Annotated in this window: 13 protein-coding genes; all 13 read left to right on the forward strand. The window is 47.8% G+C overall.

The annotated features are described in order from the left end of the window. Nucleotide 1 precedes the first annotated feature (1 nt). The 13 genes from yihA to MUN34_RS03270 all read left to right on the forward strand — a co-directional run bounded on the left by yihA (nt 2) and on the right by MUN34_RS03270 (nt 17,960). A complete protein-coding gene (gene yihA, locus MUN34_RS03210; protein WP_012371013.1) occupies nt 2–583 on the forward strand; it encodes a ribosome biogenesis GTP-binding protein YihA/YsxC in 582 nt (193 codons plus the stop codon). Between the two features lie 150 nt (nt 584–733). Further along, entirely contained in the window at nt 734–3,781 is a 3,048-nt protein-coding gene (locus MUN34_RS03215; protein WP_247856856.1) for a hypothetical protein, read from the forward strand. After that, nucleotides 3,782–4,534 carry a response regulator gene (locus MUN34_RS03220; protein ID WP_247856857.1) on the forward strand — a complete coding sequence of 251 codons (753 nt, stop codon included), beginning with the start codon at nt 3,782–3,784 and terminating at the stop codon, nt 4,532–4,534. Continuing rightward, entirely contained in the window at nt 4,531–5,553 is a 1,023-nt protein-coding gene (locus MUN34_RS03225; RefSeq protein WP_247856858.1) for a HEAT repeat domain-containing protein, read from the forward strand. The genes MUN34_RS03220 and MUN34_RS03225 overlap by 4 nt, the downstream gene beginning before the upstream one ends. Further along, entirely contained in the window at nt 5,540–6,988 is a 1,449-nt protein-coding gene (locus MUN34_RS03230) for a glycosyltransferase family 2 protein (RefSeq protein WP_026827792.1), read from the forward strand. Before MUN34_RS03225 ends, MUN34_RS03230 begins: the two co-directional genes overlap by 14 nt. 25 nt (nt 6,989–7,013) lie before the next feature. After that, nucleotides 7,014–8,162, forward strand: a complete 1,149-nt coding sequence (locus tag MUN34_RS03235; RefSeq protein ID WP_247856859.1) for an AI-2E family transporter — start codon at nt 7,014–7,016, stop codon at nt 8,160–8,162. A gap of 202 nt (nt 8,163–8,364) precedes the next feature. Next, nucleotides 8,365–9,705: a glutamyl-tRNA reductase gene (gene hemA, locus MUN34_RS03240; RefSeq protein ID WP_247856860.1), complete on the forward strand. Its 1,341-nt coding sequence runs from the start codon at nt 8,365–8,367 to the stop codon at nt 9,703–9,705. An 82-nt stretch (nt 9,706–9,787) separates the two neighbouring features. Then, nucleotides 9,788–10,714: a hydroxymethylbilane synthase gene (hemC, locus tag MUN34_RS03245; protein WP_026827795.1), complete on the forward strand. Its 927-nt coding sequence runs from the start codon at nt 9,788–9,790 to the stop codon at nt 10,712–10,714. After that, complete coding sequence (locus MUN34_RS03250) at nt 10,680–11,390, forward strand: uroporphyrinogen-III synthase (RefSeq protein ID WP_247856861.1); 711 nt, start codon at nt 10,680–10,682, stop codon at nt 11,388–11,390. The genes hemC and MUN34_RS03250 overlap by 35 nt, the downstream gene beginning before the upstream one ends. After that, nucleotides 11,387–12,376, forward strand: coding sequence for a porphobilinogen synthase (gene hemB, locus MUN34_RS03255; protein ID WP_247856862.1), 990 nt, complete (start codon nt 11,387–11,389; stop codon nt 12,374–12,376). Before MUN34_RS03250 ends, hemB begins: the two co-directional genes overlap by 4 nt. Continuing rightward, nucleotides 12,373–13,683, forward strand: coding sequence for a glutamate-1-semialdehyde 2,1-aminomutase (hemL, locus tag MUN34_RS03260; RefSeq protein ID WP_026827798.1), 1,311 nt, complete (start codon nt 12,373–12,375; stop codon nt 13,681–13,683). Before hemB ends, hemL begins: the two co-directional genes overlap by 4 nt. A gap of 333 nt (nt 13,684–14,016) precedes the next feature. Next, entirely contained in the window at nt 14,017–16,653 is a 2,637-nt protein-coding gene (locus tag MUN34_RS03265; RefSeq protein ID WP_282104275.1) for a valine--tRNA ligase, read from the forward strand. A gap of 56 nt (nt 16,654–16,709) precedes the next feature. Next, nucleotides 16,710–17,960: a bifunctional folylpolyglutamate synthase/dihydrofolate synthase gene (locus MUN34_RS03270; RefSeq protein ID WP_247856863.1), complete on the forward strand. Its 1,251-nt coding sequence runs from the start codon at nt 16,710–16,712 to the stop codon at nt 17,958–17,960. Nucleotides 17,961–18,018: the final 58 nt, after the last annotated feature.

Consider the following 18,018-nt stretch of genomic DNA (forward strand, 5'->3'; position numbering starts at 1 on the left):
CATGAAAATTTATAAAGCAGATTTTATTACGAGTGGTGTCAATCCGGAACATTATCCGGAACCACTCCTTCCAGAGGTAGCACTAGCCGGACGTTCGAACGTCGGAAAGTCGTCGTTCATTAACAAACTCGTTCAGCGAAAAGCACTCGCCCGCACATCATCAAAACCGGGTAAAACACAAACGTTAAACTTCTTTAACATCAATGATGAAGTCATGTTTGTCGACGTACCCGGTTATGGATATGCGAAAGTTTCAAAAACCGAGCGTGAGGCATGGGGCAAGATGATGGAAAAGTATTTCACGACACGTGAAATCTTAAAAGGGGTAGTTCTCCTCGTCGATATCCGTCATGAACCTTCAGCAGATGATGTCATCATGTATGATTTCTTGAAATACTATGATTTATCGGTCATCGTCGTAGCGACGAAACTCGATAAAATCAAGCGTGGTCAACGCGATAAACAGATTGCGGCAATCAAGCGGAAATTACAGTTTGACGGGCAAGACACATTCATTCCATTTTCTTCAGAAACGGGTGAAGGTGTCGATGCGGCATGGGAAGCCATCTATCGCCACTTATAATGCAAATGAATGGGAACGACTGCCTATCGGTAGTCGTTCCTTTTTTTATCCAAAATATTCCTTTCAGAAATAAACACTTCCCATATATGCGATGGATTGTTTTCACGTTACAATGGAAAAAACAAAAGAGACGGAAAGGGACGTGTAAAGATGAAGCGATATAAATGGATCGCAGCAGTAATTGTCCTTCTGATTTTGACACCACTATTGATTTGGTTCATACAAAAGGAACGGACATTAAACGTAATCCTGTTTGATTACACGGTAGGAAAACAACAACGGGAACATGCAGGAACGACATGGTTGTTGAATCATTTGAAAATCACGAAGGATGAAGGAAAGAATTATACATACACGGATTACATCAACCGGTATGACGGGACACAAGGCGAAACGATGCTGAAACAAGCAGCGAAGGCGGATGTCCTGTTGTTTACGGACACGTACGGGAAATCCTATACGGTCGATGGTAAACAACAACACCGTGGCGGACTGACAACTGAGGATGTGGCACTCGCGACAGAGGCCATCTCAAAAGGAAAGACAGTGGTTGCAGAGTTCAATACAGCAGCCAGCCCGACGCCATCCGATCGTTCCAATTCCTTTCGACAATTGTTTGGTACGGCATGGACGGGATGGATTGGCCGCTTTTTCCCGGACTTAACGAAATTACAGGGACTCGATCAGACAGTTATCGACAAATTGAAGATTCAAGCAAAAGACAAAGCGTTTAAATTATCCGGACCTGGTTATGTCTTTATCAACGATTCAACGGAAGAAGTCTTTTTCGTCAACGATGAGACGCCTCTCTTGTACACATGGGATAAAAACCAAGGGCAGGCGAAGGATGAAGTCCGCTACAACTACTGGTTTGAAGTATTAGAGCTTGACGGAGGCGAACAACAAGCCCATTTCTCTTGGAATCCGTCAAAGAAGACACAAGCCATGTTGCGTGAGCGGCAATTGCCTCTTGAATTCCCTGCGTATGTTAAACAAGGAAGCGGCCATTATTTTGCAGGTGATTTCACAGATGTGGCCGATATTCCGCGCTACTATCGTTATGCCGGTCTTGACTGGTTCCGTAAGCAATTCATTTTGGATAGTGCAGACAGCGAGACCGCATTCTTTTGGAAAGTCTATGCACCGACCATCAGTCGTATTTTGAAAGAAACCAAAGTCGTAAAACAGCAGGCGACGCAAGTTAAACCGTTGGCGCAAACGAAAGTCAACAATCAAACAGTCCGTACACGGGCACGTTCTGGTCAAGACACACTTGAGATGTATCAAGATGGGAAATGGAAACCATATTTTGTTAAAGGTGTGAATGTTGGACTCGGACGTCCCGGTGCTTTCCCGGGAGAACATGCTATCAGCCGCAATGAATATGACCGGTGGCTGAAACAAATGGGCGAGATGGGGGTCAATACCATCCGTATCTATACACTTCACCCTCCGGCATTTTATGATGCGTTAAAAGCTTACAACGAAACAGCAAAAACACCGATTTATCTGATGCAGGGCATGTGGGTCGAGGAAAAACCGTTTGAAGAATTAAAAAATGCCTTTGAACCGAATTTTTTGAAGATGACGGATACGGAAGCCGAACGGATGGTCGACGTGATTCACGGGAATGCGGTCGTCAAGGAAGTCGTCGGGCATGCTTCAGGAACCTATACGTCAGACGTTTCGCAATACGTTTCTGCATTTGTGTTCGGGATTGAATGGTTACCGGATGCAGTCATCGGAACGAACAAAAAAAATAAAGGTCTTCGGTACGAAGGGAAATATGTGACGACGACAAAAGAAGCCTCCCCGTTCGAGTCATGGTTAGCCGGTCGAATGGATCGTGCGACACAACATGAGCTCGACACGTACAAAACAACCCGTCCAATCGCAGCGACGAACTGGCCGACGACGGATCCGCTTGCGCACCCGAAGGAAGTGGAGGAAGAACAGGATTTAGTATCGATCGACTTCAATCACATTGAAGCATCAAAAGACTTTGCAGGCGGCGTCTTTGCCTCATATCACATTTATCCCTACTACCCATCGTTCATCAAGGAAGAATTTGGACGGAAAGGGGATACCGGCTCAGAGTCATACAGCCGTTATCTGAAACGCATGAAAGACTATCATGACATGCCGTTACTCGTTTCCGAATTTGGCATTCCGAGTTCGCGTGGGAAAACGCACCTTGGACCAAATGGATTTGATCAAGGGCATGTCAGTGAAGAAAATCAAGGAAAACTCGTCGCTAAATTATACCAAGATATCGTCGATACGAAGATGGCCGGTGGACTGGTCTTCATTTGGCAAGATGAATGGTTCAAACGGACGTGGAACACGATGGACTATGATGATGCCAACACGCGTCCCCGTTGGTCAAATGTCCAAACGAGCGAACAGCATTTCGGGATGCTCGGTTTCTTAAGATCCGACATTACGATTGACGGAAAAATGGATGACTGGAAAGGGTATGCGCCAGTAGCGGAAACGGACGATCAAGCCATTTACATGACATCAGATGAAGCCTATCTGTATGTCCGGATTGACCGGAAAAAAGCGGAACCGACGACACTCGCCTTCTCGACGAAACCGAATGATGGAAACTTGCAAGTTGGACGGTTGAAACTAGAAGAAGGAGCAGAATATCGTTTAACGCTTGCAGATCAAGCACGTCTCGATGTCGATGAACGGTATGACATCTTCCGCTATCATTACGGATTGAAAAAACCGTTTGAAATGGTCAAACCACCGTCAGATAAACAAAATAGTGGAAACTTTAATCCGATTTACCAAATGCTCGATTATGCAAGAAGAGACCCGGTAACTAAAAAAATCATCAAGCCGGCAGTGAAGTGGGACACCGGCATTTTACATGAAGGACCACCGGAAAGTATCTTGACCGATATCTCTGACATGAAGCAGAAACAAATCGAGCTCCGGATTCCATGGATGCTATTGAATGTGCGGGATCCAAGTAAACATGAAATCATTGGAGATTTCTGGAAAGATGGGCTCGAAGCGAAGATGATCACGGAAGGGATTGAAGTGACCGGTCAAATCGGGACGACACGGATTCCAGAAAAAGACCGTGGGTTTTACAATTGGTCGGAATGGACAAACCCGCAACAGCGTGAAGCGTTGAAACCGGTTTATCAAACGATGCAACAGGCGTTTAAAGAAGGAGTGAGGTAAATGCGTCGGGAAGAAATGTGGAAACTGATCAATGCGTCCATTACACCGCTAGACGAGGAAACGAGTTCTGCGAACATAGCGTCAGAAGAAGAAATTAAGCAATCGACCTCTGGTGTTGTGTTTATCCATACGGTTGGTTTAATGCCGGAGACGGTTAATGATTTAATTGAGCAAGGACATTGTGTCCGGACAGACATCTCTTATGCGGATGTCGTCCTCGCGAGCAGTGCTGTTGAAGAAGAACGGATACCGGTTCTCTATCTCAATCCGAACGAATCGGACAGTTCTCTTTATTTACTTGATAATGCACGGGAAGTAATACCGGCTGAGGTTACGATAGATGTATTGCTCGACCGTATCAGCCGGTACAAACGCGTTCAACGAATTATTGATGCTGTCATCGTGACCGAGGATCCGCATTTGAAACGTCTCTTGGAGCGGGAACTGGCGAACCGGTTTGAGACACTGTCCGTATATGAACGGACAGAGTCATTTTTAGAAGAACATGCGGCAATGCGTCCGTATCTTCTTGTCTTTTCATCTGCTCTTCCGCGCGCAGATGGTCTTGAGTTACTCTTGCGCGCCAAAACCGAAAGTGTTATGCCGTTTCATGCCATCATGATTTCGATGTACAACCGGGAACGGGATCATGTGCTCGCAATCGAACGCGGCGTCGACGGAATCATGACGCTCCCGCTTAAAGTGGAGGAATTTCGGGCATGGCTCAGAAAACTGGAGGGGATGAACGAATGAGATGGATTCTTACTTTCATTCTTATCCTGGTCATTCTTCAGGTGGCAGCTTTAGTTTATCTGGTTATTCAAAAACGTAAGCGTGCCAAACAAGAGGATGACCGGTTAACCTGGCAACTGCATTTCCGGGATGAAATCTATGATTATGCGACGAGTAAACAATCGAAGATGCCGGATATTTTACCAGGAAATGAAGATTTGGTTGAATTGGAATTGTTTGCCCTGACCAATTTGACAGCGACCGAGTCGCATCAAGAGAAAATTTACCGGTATGTCGAAACGAAACTGCTGACCTATTATCAAAAACAGATTCGGCACCGGCGGATTGACCGACGTCTGAATGCCTATGAAGCAATCGCTCAGTTCCGGTTGAGTCCGGTCGCAGAAACCCTTCAGCAAAAATTGCACAAACAATTATCAAAAGAAGAAGAAGACGTCATTGTCCGTACCCTCGTATCGATTGCACCGCATCTGGCAATTGAGGAAGCTAAACAGCAAAACGATATCAGTTTTTTCGGTGCTGTACTGGCTGTTGGTCGCAGTCGCGATTTGTCACCTTGGGTGACAGCATTTGATCAGCTGACGGAATCTTTTCAAATGGCGATTCTTCAACTGATTTATGACCGTGACGAGACGCAGTATGCAGAACTGGTTCGGATGAAGACGAACGACGCCAATCCCGAAATCCGGAAGCGGGCTCTGCGCGCATTGACTCGGATTGGTCTCGAAGACGACTGGCAGCTCTATACGCCGTATCTCGAGGATGAGACGAGTTGGGTCGAGCAGATGTTAGCCCTGCGTTTTTTAGAAAACGTAACACCAAAAGATTCAATCGATTACATTTTACCGTTTGTCGGCAGTCGTTCCTGGTGGGTACGAACGGCGGCATTTGATGCCCTGCTAGCCTGCGGTGGTCTCGAACAATTGGCGCTGGTCGCACAAGATCACCCAGACCGTTATGCGAAACAAAAAGCAACGGAGCGGTTAGCAAAGGAGATGAAACAACATGTTGTCATCTGAAACCATTCAAAAGATTATTGATGTTTTATCATGGACTGTATTGATTTATATGATTCTCGTCATCATTTTCTATTCATCGTTGTATCTGATTTCGGCACAAATGGTCCGGAAACAACGGTTCCGTCGAAAGGAAAGTTCGTATCTTCCATTGATGCGTTCTCTTTATACACGACCGGTCAGCGTTCTTGTTCCGGCGTACAATGAAGAGTACACGATTGTCACCAGTGTCCAGGCGCTGCTTGCGCTTGACTATCCGGAACATGAAGTCATTGTCATCAACGACGGATCAAGTGATGGCACGATGGATGAGTTATTTAAGTCATATGAGCTTGAAAAAGAATTGCGTTTTCCGCGGATTCTGATTGGATCACAACCAATCAAACAGGTCTACCGTTCACGGATCGACGCCCGATTGATTGTCATCGATAAAGAGAACGGTGGAAAAGCGGATGCATTGAATGCCGGTATCGACTATTCGAGTTATCCGTACTTTTGCTCACTGGACGCCGATTCGATTCTCGAACGTGATGCCTTACTGAAAGTTATGAAACCGATCGTTGAGTCCGATGAAGATGTCATTGCGACATGCGGTTCGATTTTCCTCGTCAACGGTTGTACGATTGAAGGCGGCGAAATCGTTGAGATTCGGACACCAAAGCAGCGAATCGTATTGATGCAGATGATTGAGTACTTCCGGGCATTCCTGTTCGGTCGCCTCGGACTCAGCCGTTTTAATTTATTATTGATCGTTTCCGGCGCTTTTGGATTATTTCAAAAGTCCATCGTTGTTCAAGCTGGCGGGTATAAAGAGGGGCTCGTCGGAGAAGATATGGAACTGGTCGTCCGACTGCACCGGTACATGAAAGAAAACAAGATCGATAAACGGATTGAGTACGTGCCGTCACCGGTCTGCTGGACGCAGGCACCGGATACGATGGAAGTCTTACGGTCACAGCGGACCCGCTGGCACCGTGGACTAGCTGAAACGTTATGGACACATAAACGTATGATTGGGAATCCCCGCTACGGCTTCGTCGGAAGTGTCTCGATGTTGTACTTCTTTTTGATTGAATTACTGGGACCGATTGTCGAGTTGATTGGATATTTCATCATTCCGCTCAACCTGCTTGTCGGAACACTTAATTTTGAGTTTGGTATCGTTCTGTTGACGGTGGCCCTATTGTATGGATCGTTGTTATCAGCCGGGGCTGTCTTGCTTGAAGAATGGACGATGCACCGATTTAAAAACGTCAAGGAATTAATCCGATTGTACCTGTGGTCACTGACAGAATCGTTTTGGTACCGCCCGATCCTTGTGTTCTTTAAACTGGGTGGATTAATTCAGTTCATGACGGGCCGCGGTCAATGGGGTAAAATGGAACGACAACGACTGGATGATGTCGTAACAGAAGAAGCGAAAGAAAAAACAAGTTGATTGTAAACTCGTAGGAGGACTGTTCGTGGATTTACTTCGAAACAAATGGTTTAAAGCCTTACTTTGGATTTTGACGATATTCTTAGTCATCTGGGTCGGAACAAAAATCTCATTTTTATTCCAACCGATTAAAGTAATGTTAGCCCTGATTTTCCCCCCGCTGATCATAGCCGGTATTTTTTACTACTTTACACTTGGAATTGTCGATACGCTGCAAAAGCGAGTCAAAAAACGTGGTCTCGCTGTTTTAATCGTCCTGCTTGGGTTTCTCGGTGTCATCACGATTGCTGTGGCTTCCATCGGACCGATTCTGGTTGAGCAAGTCTCGGACTTCGTAACGAGCATTCCGAATCTGGTCGTCGAACTGCGGGACCAGACGTTGAACCTCCGGGATCAGTTGATGAACAATCGACTCATTTCCAACTGGGTGCATGAAAATACCGATTTGTTTGATGAGTGGACGAATGAAGCGACGTCTTATATCGGAACGTTGTTCAAGTCGGTGTCGACTTCTGTCGGGACGATTTTCAGTGTCATTTCTTCTACCGTGCTGATCATCGTGCTCGTACCATTCATTTTGGTCTATATGTTACTCGACGGCTACAAGTTTCCGAATTCTGTCGTTAAACTCTTGCCGAAAAGCTATGAAACGGAAACACGAAAAATTCTTCACGATATGCATGTGACGATCAAACATTACGTCAACGGTCAAGTCATCGTCTCGTTATGTGTCGGTCTCATGTCGTTGATCGGATTCTTCATCGCTGACATTCAATATGCGTTGCTGCTGGCCCTGTTCTGTACGGTCACGAATATTATTCCTTACCTTGGACCTTATATTGGTGCTGTACCTGCAGTCATCGTTGGTTTTATCGACGATCCGATCAAAGCGCTCTATGCGATTATTACGATCGTCGTCGCTCAACAGATTGAATCGAATCTGATTTCACCGTATGTTCAAGGGAAGACGTTGAAAGTCCACCCGCTGACTATCATCATCGTCTTACTCGTTGCCGGAAAAATTGCCGGGATCATCGGTGTCATCCTAGCGGTCCCGACCTATGCCGTAACGAAAGTCGTTGTTCAAAACATTGCCCGGATTTATCGTTTGCGCCAACAGAAGTTGGATGTCCAGATCGATGAGTCACGGATCATTACCGATTCGACGAAATAAGAAAGACAAACCCTCTGCTGACGATGAAAGCAGAGGGTTTGTACTTTGTCGCTGAGAGGGATATGGTAAGAAGATAAGTTTCACAACTTCGACTCATTTTAGTTTATAAATTGATTGGAATCTTTTTTATAATGGTTATAATGTAGAGTAGAGAACGAAAGATAGATGAGAATGAAATCTTTGGACGTAAGGGGTAGAGCGCATGCATATCGTAGTTGTCGGTTTAAATAATAAGACGGCGCCTGTATCAATCCGCGAACAAGTCTCATTTGGGGAACATGAGATGAAGGGAGCGGTCGTTGCGCTACGTGACGAAAAAAGTATTTTCGAGAGCGTCATCGTTTCGACATGCAACCGGACGGAATTATATGTCGTCACGGATCAGCCGCATACAGGGCGTTATTATACAAAACGTTTTCTGGCGAACTGGTTTGGTTTGACAATGGAAGAATTAGAGCCGTATTTGTTCATCCACGAGGGATTTGACGCAATGAAGCATCTTTTCCGGGTGACAAGTGGACTCGACTCGATGATTGTCGGTGAAACACAGATTCTCGGGCAAGTGAAGACCAGTTTTTTCACGGCACAAAAACTTGAGACGACAGGAACGGTTTTCAATAAATTGTTTAAAGAAGCCGTCACGCTTGCGAAACGAGCGCATGCTGAAACGGGAATCGGTGAAAATGCGGTGTCGGTCAGCGCAGCTGCCGTAACATTGGCGGAACAGTTACTTGGATCGCTGGAAGACAAATCCATCGTGGTCATCGGTGCCGGAGAAACAGGCGAATTGACGACACTTAACTTGTATGAAGCGGGTGCCCGTGATATCACCGTCTTTAACCGGACGCTGGCCAAAGCCGAAGAAGTGGCGAATCGTTTCGAAGGATCCGCACATTCGATCAATGAAATGCAATGCGGTCTGCTTCGGGCTGACATCGTTATTTCTTCAACCGGAGCAAAACGAGCAATCATCAAACGTGAAGACATTGCTGCAGCCCAATTGTTCCGAAGTGATCGTCCCTTCCTGTTGATTGATATCGCGGTTCCACGTGATATCGAACCGACTGCAGGTGACTTGCCGGGCGTTCATTTATACGATGTCGATGATTTGACGTCAATCGTCCAGCAAAACATGGCAGAACGAATGAAGGAAGCCGCAAAAATCGAACGGCGGATTGAAGCTGCGATTGCTGAGTTCGAAGGATGGATGACGACGCTTGGTGTCGTTCCGATCATTACGGAACTCCGTGATCAGTCGCTTAAAATCCAGCAAGAGACGATGCAAAGTCTGGAGCGGAAGTTGCCGAATATGACAAATCGGGAAAAAACCGTGATCGGAAAACACATGAAATCGATCATCAATCAACTGCTTCGCGAACCATTATCCTATATTAAAGATGCAGCCGCGAAACCAGATGCCGATCAACGGATTGCGCAGTTCATGGATACGTTTGCATTAGACGAAGAATTGTTTGATAGTGCCGCCGAGGAAACGGTGTTACAAGAAGAAACAACAGCCGAACGGAAAGCTGTGAATCGGTGAACATAGACCGAATTGTGTTACAATAGAAAAGCATGGGGCGGACTTGTGCCGCCCCTTTATTATTGTACAGGGGGATTTCAGCATGCGAAAAATCATAGTAGGTTCACGTAGTTCAAAACTTGCGATGACACAAACGAAATGGGTCATCGAGCAATTGAAACAAGCAGGTGCACCATACGAATTCGAAATCAAGAACATCATCACGAAGGGTGACCGCATCCTTGACGTGACACTATCTAAAGTTGGTGGTAAAGGATTGTTCGTCAAAGAAATCGAACAACAGATGATTGACGAAGACATTGATTTTGCCGTGCATAGCATGAAAGATCTCCCGTCTGAATTACCGACAGGACTCATCATTGGTGCGACACCTTCACGAGTCGATGCGCGTGATGCGTTGATTACGACGACAGGCGGCGGACTGGACTCGCTTCCGGAAGGGGCAATTGTCGGAACGAGCAGCTTACGCCGTGGTTCCCAATTACTCAAATTACGTCCGGATTTAAAAATCGAATCGATCCGTGGGAACATCGATACACGTCTTGAAAAGCTGAAGACAGGTCCGTTTGACGGCATTCTGCTTGCTGCTGCCGGTCTGCAACGGATGGGCTGGTCAGAAGACGTTGTTTCGGAATACATTTCGACCGACGATATGATTCCGGCGGTCGGACAAGGGATTTTGGCAATCGAATGCCGGGCGAACGATCAAGAAGTCCGCGACTTGCTGAATTTGATCCACGATCAGATGACAGAAAAAGTAGCTTTCGCCGAACGTTCTTTCCTAGCAGCAATTGAAGGAAGCTGTCATGTTCCTGTCGGTGGATTTGCGACGATCAATGAAGATTTGTCGACGACACTCGTCGGATTCCTGGGTTCGGTGGACGGGCAACAAATCTTGCTTGAACGGGAAACATCACTTGATCCGATGCAACTCGGTCAAATGGTAGCGACACGCCTGCTCGATGCAGGTGGTCGTGAAATTCTCGCTTCTTTACCGGATGATTTGTAATCAACTTGTCTTGACGGGGAGTCGGCGGCCGACTGCAGAGCAGGTAGCGCGTTTAGCGGCACAGCAGATTGAAGTCGTCCATCATCCCGTCATCGAAACGATTCCCGTCGTGTTTCAATTACCGACGGAACTCGATTGGCTGATCGTGACGAGTCCGACGGGTGTCGAACGTATCCAGTCACAGCTTCCGTCTTTGGATGACACAAAGATTGCCGTCGTCGGATCGAAAACGGCGTCTGCGTTAATCAAGCAGGGACGGACACCTGATTTCATACCATCCGCTTTTACAGGGGATGTGCTCGTCGAAGAATTACGACCACTTCTTGAGACTGGTCAACGGATTTGTTTTGCTCGCGGAAACCGGTCACGTCAAGAACCGCTCGAACGATTAAGAAACGCCGTTGCGGCTGAAGTGTTGGAAGTCATCACGTACGAAACGAAGTTACGGGTGATTCCACCAGATGTGTTGCAACGCGCTACGTATATTGGTTTACAAAGTCCTTCAGCTGTCGAAGCGATTGCACCATTTTGCAAAGAAACGACCGCGACCTATGTGACGATCGGCCCCATCACTGAGCAAGCCGCTCGACGATTTGGTTTGACACCGCTTTTGGTCGCTGCTGTCTATACACTCGACGGACTGATTGACTGTATCTTAGAGGAGGAACTGTTATGAATACATTAGAATTCGCACGTCACCGCCGCTTGCGTAATACGGCGTCATTGCGCTCACTTGTCCGGGAAAATCATCTGCACAAATCCGATTTGATTTATCCGTTATTTATTGCAGAAGGGGATGACATCAAACGGGAAGTCAGTTCGATGCCTGGTGTGTTCAACTTATCACTCGATCATCTCGAAGCAGAAATCAAAGAAGTCGTTTCACTGGGTATTGAATCGGTCATCCTGTTCGGCGTCCCGCACGATCATTTAAAAGATGAGCAGGGGACAGGGGCATTTCATGATCACGGGATCGTTCAGGAAGCGACACGACTCGTTAAAAAAGTTGCACCGCAACTGACAGTCATCGCGGATACATGTCTATGTGAGTACACGTCAACCGGACACTGTGGCATCGTCGCTGACGGAACGGTCGATAATGATGCATCGCTTCCGTTACATGTCCAAACAGCTGTTTCACAAGCACGTGCCGGTGCCGATATCATCGCACCGTCTTCGATGATGGACGGGTTCGTGGCAGCAATCCGCCAAGGACTGGATGAGAACGGCTTCAGCCATATCCCGGTCATGAGTTATGGCGTCAAGTATGCTTCCGCGTATTACGGACCGTTCCGTGATGCGGCAAACTCGGCTCCTGGTGAAGGGGATCGTAAAGGGTATCAAATGGATCCTGCCAACCGTCGGGAAGCATTCCGTGAAGCAACAGCAGATGTTGATCAAGGAGCAGACTTCATGATTGTCAAACCGGCCCTTGCCTTTATGGATATCATTCGTGACGTCCGCGAACGCGTAGATTTGCCAATCGTTGCGTACAACGTATCGGGTGAGTATGCGATGGTCAAAGCGGCTGCGTTAAACGGCTGGATCGATGAAGAACATATCGTCATGGAGACGATGCTCGGATTTAAACGGGCCGGTGCTGATCTAATCATCACCTATTTCGCGAAAGACATTTGTCGTTACTTGGAGGGGTCGAAATGAGCTTAACGAATCAGAACTCAAAATCAAAAGCGGCGTTTGAACGCGCCTTACCGCTCATGCCGGGTGGCGTCAACAGCCCGGTTCGCGCTTATAAGTCAGTCGGAATGACACCGATTTTCGCAGAACGTGCACAAGGTTCGCGGCTTTACGACATCGATGGAAAAGAATACATCGATTATGTGTTGTCATGGGGACCGATGATTCTTGGTCATGCGGATCCGATCGTGACAGCAGCGATTCAGGAACAAGCGACACGCGGATGGAGCTACGGAACACCGACGGAAATCGAGTCGGCGATGGCAGAAGTCGTCATCAGCCGGGTTCCCTCAGTTGAAGTCGTCCGAATGGTCAACTCGGGGACGGAAGCAACAATGGCCGCGCTTCGTCTCGCACGCGGTTACACCGGGAAAACGAAAATCCTGAAATTCGAAGGCTGTTACCACGGTCACGGCGATTCGCTATTGATTAAGGCCGGATCAGGTGTGGCGACTCTCGGACTGCCGGATTCGCCGGGTGTACCGGCACAAATCGCCAGTATGACATTAACCGTTCCATACAATGATATGGATGCGGTTCGGATTGCGTTTGAAAAACACGGCGACGACATCGCGGGTGTCATCGTGGAGCCGGCAGCCGGAAACATGGGCTTCGTTCCACCGCAACCCGGATTCCTCGAAGGACTGCGCGACATCACGGAACAGTACGGCACACTCTTGATTTTTGACGAAGTCATGACCGGTTTCCGCGTCGGCTTCAACTGTGCGCAAGGATACTTCGGTGTCACACCGGATATCACATGTCTCGGTAAGGTCATCGGTGGCGGTATGCCGGTCGGTGCTTACGGCGGACGTCGTGACATCATGGAACAAATTGCGCCGCAAGGTCCGATTTATCAAGCGGGGACATTATCGGGTAACCCGCTTGCGATGACAGCAGGTCTTGCGACATTGACGCAGCTGAAACCGGAACATTACGAAGAATTTGATCGGAAAGCCGGTCGACTGGCGGAAGGGTATCTCGCAGCAGCGGCCAAATACAATATTCCGCTGACGACGAACCGGGCGGGCGCCATGTTTGGTGTCTTCTTCACGGATCAGCCGGTGACGAACTTCGAACAAGCGAAATCATCGAATCTCGACATGTTCCGTTCGTATTATCAAAAGATGGCGGCACGCGGTGTCTTCTTACCACCGTCGCAATTTGAAGGACTCTTCTTATCGACCGTTCATACGGACGACGATATCGAACAGACACTTGCAGCGGTCGAACTGACGTTCAAGGAATTGCAACTCGAATTTAATCGTTAAGCAGTTCTTGACGCGCTACGGACGTCTCGGATAAAATGAAGAAAGATTAATTTGGAAAACAGCGATGACGGGAAGAGTAGTCAATCAACGGACTGTTATGAGAGAACACATCCATGGCTGAGAGATGTGACAGGACGTCCTGATGAAGGTCACCCCACGAGCTGGTCTCGTAAGCAACAGCAAGCGAGATCCGGATTGCCGCACGTTACGCGGGCTAGAGGGCACTCTGCAAAGAGTGAACTAAGGTGGTACCGCGGAAGAGCAACGGCTTCTTTCGTCCTTAGATGAGGACGAGAGAAGCCGTTTTTATTATGGATTAAAGGAGCGATTCAGATGCAGGAATTATCAATGCCAACAAAATATGATCCGCAGGCAACGGAAGAAAAATGGTACGACTTTTGGATGAAAGGGGAATACTTCAAAGCCGATCAGGATCCGGAAAAAGCACCGTATACGATCGTCATCCCGCCACCGAACGTCACCGGGAAATTACACCTCGGTCATGCCTGGGATACAACACTTCAGGATATGCTGACACGGATGAAACGGATGCAAGGTTTCGACGTCTTGTACCTGCCGGGAATGGACCACGCCGGAATCGCGACGCAAGCCAAAGTCGAACAGAAGCTCCGGGCGGAAGGAAAGTCACGTCTTGAAATGGGACGTGAGAAGTTCCTTGAACAATCATGGGCATGGAAAGAAGAATATGCTTCAACAATCCGCGAGCAATGGTCGAAACTCGGACTCGGACTCGATTATTCACGGGAACGGTTTACACTCGATGAAGGTTTGTCGGAAGCGGTTCAAGAAGTGTTCGTTAAATTGTATGAAAAAGGCTTGATCTACCGTGGTGAATACATCGTTAACTGGGATCCGGCGACGAAAACAGCCATCTCGGATATCGAGGTCATTTATAAAGACATCGAAGGTGCTTTCTATCACTTCAGTTATCCGTTGACGGACGGAAGCGGTCACGTCGAACTGGCGACGACGCGTCCGGAAACGATGCTCGGCGATACAGCGATTGCCGTCAATCCGAAAGATGAGCGTTATGCACACCTCGTCGGAAAAACAATCACGTTACCAATCGTCGGCCGGGAAATCCCGATTGTTGCCGATGAGTACGTTGATATGGAGTTTGGGACAGGTGTCGTTAAAATCACGCCGGCCCACGACCCGAACGACTTTGAAGTTGGAAACCGTCATGATTTACCACGTGTCCTCGTCATGAACGAAGACGGCACGATGAACGAAAATGCCGGCAAATATGAAGGCATGGATCGTTTCGAATGCCGTAAGCAGATTGTCGAAGATCTGAAAGAATCAGGTGTCCTGATCAAAGTCGAACCGCATCTGCATTCCGTCGGTCACTCGGAACGGTCGGACGCGATTGTCGAGCCGTACTTGTCGCTCCAATGGTTTGTTAAAATGGAACCGCTCGCTGAAAAAGCATTACAAGAGCAACAAGGGGAAGACAAAATCAACTTTATTCCGCAACGTTTCGAAAACACATATGTCCGCTGGATGGAAAACATCCGTGACTGGTGTGTCAGTCGTCAACTCTGGTGGGGTCACCGGATTCCGGCCTGGTACCATAAAGAAACGGGCGAAGTCTACGTCGGCAAAGAAGCACCGGCTGATCTCGAAAACTGGGAACAGGACAATGATGTCCTCGATACATGGTTCTCTTCTGCGCTCTGGCCGTTCTCGACGATGGGCTGGCCGAACGAAGGGTCTGCTGATTATCAGAAGTACTTCCCGACGTCGACACTCGTCACAGGTTATGACATCATCGCCTTCTGGGTCTCACGGATGATCTTCCAATCGTATGAATTCACGGGCGAACGTCCATTCAATGATGTACTGATTCACGGTTTGATCCGTGACTCCGAAGGACGGAAAATGTCGAAATCACTTGGTAACGGGATTGATCCGATGGATGTCATCGAGAAATACGGCGCTGACTCGCTTCGTTGGTTCTTAACGACCGGTTCGACGCCAGGGAACGATTTACGTTTCTACTGGGAGAAAATCGAAGCGACATGGAACTTCTCGAACAAATTATGGAACGCGAGTCGTTTTGCCTTGATGAACATGGACGGACTGACGTACGAACAGATTGACCTGTCAGGTGAAAAATCACTGGCCGATCAATGGATCCTGACGCGTCTCAACACGACGATTGATGATGTGACGCGTCTGTCAGACAAATATGAGTTCGGTGAAGCCGGTCGTGTCCTCTATCACTTCATCTGGGAAGATTTCTGTAACTGGTACATCGAGATGGCGAAGTTGCCGTTAAACGGTGAGGACGAAGCAGCGAAATTGACGACACGTTCGATTCTTGCGTATACGCTTGATCAAATCATGCGTCTGATGCATCCGTTCATGCCGTTCATCACGGAAGAGATTTGGCAGCACTTGCCGCACGAAGGCGAAACGGTCACACGTGCTGCCTGGCCGACACGGAACGATTCACTGGATTTCCCAAAAGCTGTTCCGGCATTTGAAGCCGTTCAGAACGTCATCCGTTCAGTCCGGAACATCCGGGCTGAAGTCAACGCACCGATGTCGAAACAAATTCAGTTGATGATTGCAACGAGTGACGATCAAGTCCAGCATGATTTAGAAACAAATCTGTCGTACTTGAAAAAGTTCACGAATGCGTCAGAATTGCTCGTTGAACGCAATATGACAGCACCGGAAAAAGCGATGAGTGCGATCGTCACGGGAGCGGAATTGTTCATCCCGTTGGCTGACTTGATCAACATCGAAGAAGAAATCGCTCGTCTGAACAAAGAACTTGTTAAATATACAAAAGAAGTCGAACGGGTCGAGAAAAAACTCAACAACCCGGGATTTGTCGGGAAAGCACCGGCACATGTCATTGAAGAAGAACAAGCAAAAGCACAAGACTATAAAGAGAAGCGGGCGGCAGTGGAAGTCCGAATCAGCGAACTCGCAAAATAATCTTAACAGTGGCTCAAGTTTTCTTGAGTCACTTTTTTTAAAGGAGCGAATCAAGCGTGAGAACACGAGAAGATGTGTTGGAATGGTTATCCGCGTTACTGGCATTTGGCATCAAACCGGGACTGAGTCGGATGGAAGCAGTACTGGCGGAACTTATGATTGATCCGGATGCGATTCCGACGATTCATGTCGCGGGAACAAACGGAAAGGGGTCAACGGTCGCTTTTTTGCGGGAGATGGGTGTAGCCGAAGGATTGCAAGTCGGAACCTTTACGTCACCGTATATCATTCAGTTCGAGGAACGGATCATGTTGAACGGTGTACCAATCAGTGAAGCGGATCTGGTCGAGGCGGCTAATGTGGTTCAAGCTGCAATCCTGAAATTAGAACCGGTAATTGGGGCATTGACGGAATTTGAAGCCTTAACGGTGCTCGCTTTTTATCATTTTTATCAAATTCGTCCTGATTTTGTGATTTATGAAGTCGGACTCGGTGGTTTGTACGATTCGACGAATGTCCTGAAGCAACCGAAAGCCGCCATTATTACTTCGATTGGGCACGACCATCAGGCTATCCTCGGAGATACGCTTCAAGAGATTGCCCTACAGAAATTCGGAATCATCAAACAAGGCACACGAGTCATTGCCGGGAAACTGCAGGAAGAATTGACGGTGCCGTTGATGGCCTATTGTGGCGATCGGCAAGCGAGTCTGTCCTGGAGTCAGGAAGTCATCCGGCATTACCGGCTGAGTGAGACAGGAACATGGGCAACCTATGAAGGCATTCCCGAGACACGGCTTGGACTGGAAGGGATGCATCAAGTCCACAACGCGGCCAATGCCGTCGTCTGTGCCAAACAACTGGGTTGGTCGAAGACCGCAATCCGGCGTGGACTGCGGAATGCAACGCATCCGGGTCGGTTTGAAATCATCTCCCGTAAGCCGCGGATCATTTTGGACGGTGCCCATAATCCGGAAGGGGTGACGGCACTTGTCGAACGTTTGAAGGAAGAGTCAAAACCGGTCGTCGTCCTCTGTTCGATCTTACGGGACAAGGACCGCAAAGCGATGCTCAGGCAGTTACGGGAAGTGACACCGGATATTTACGAGACGACGTTTGATTTTCCAAGGGCGCGAACACTGGAAGAATTGGAGATGGACGGAGCGAAGGCGATGGAACTCAACAGCTTTTTCAAGGAAGTGGATACGGCTGACAAGACACTTATTGTCACGGGTTCCCTTTATTTCATCAGCACGGTTCGCACATTACTTAAGGCACAGTCTTTTACAAAAAAGGGGAAACACTGAAAGAACTTGTATACTAATGGTGGGGTAATATAGTCCTAGATTTTATGATCTTACGACG

Source organism: Exiguobacterium sp. 17-1 (assembly GCF_023096305.1).
In the GTDB taxonomy this organism is placed as follows: Bacteria; Bacillota; Bacilli; order Exiguobacteriales; family Exiguobacteriaceae; genus Exiguobacterium_A; species Exiguobacterium_A sibiricum_A.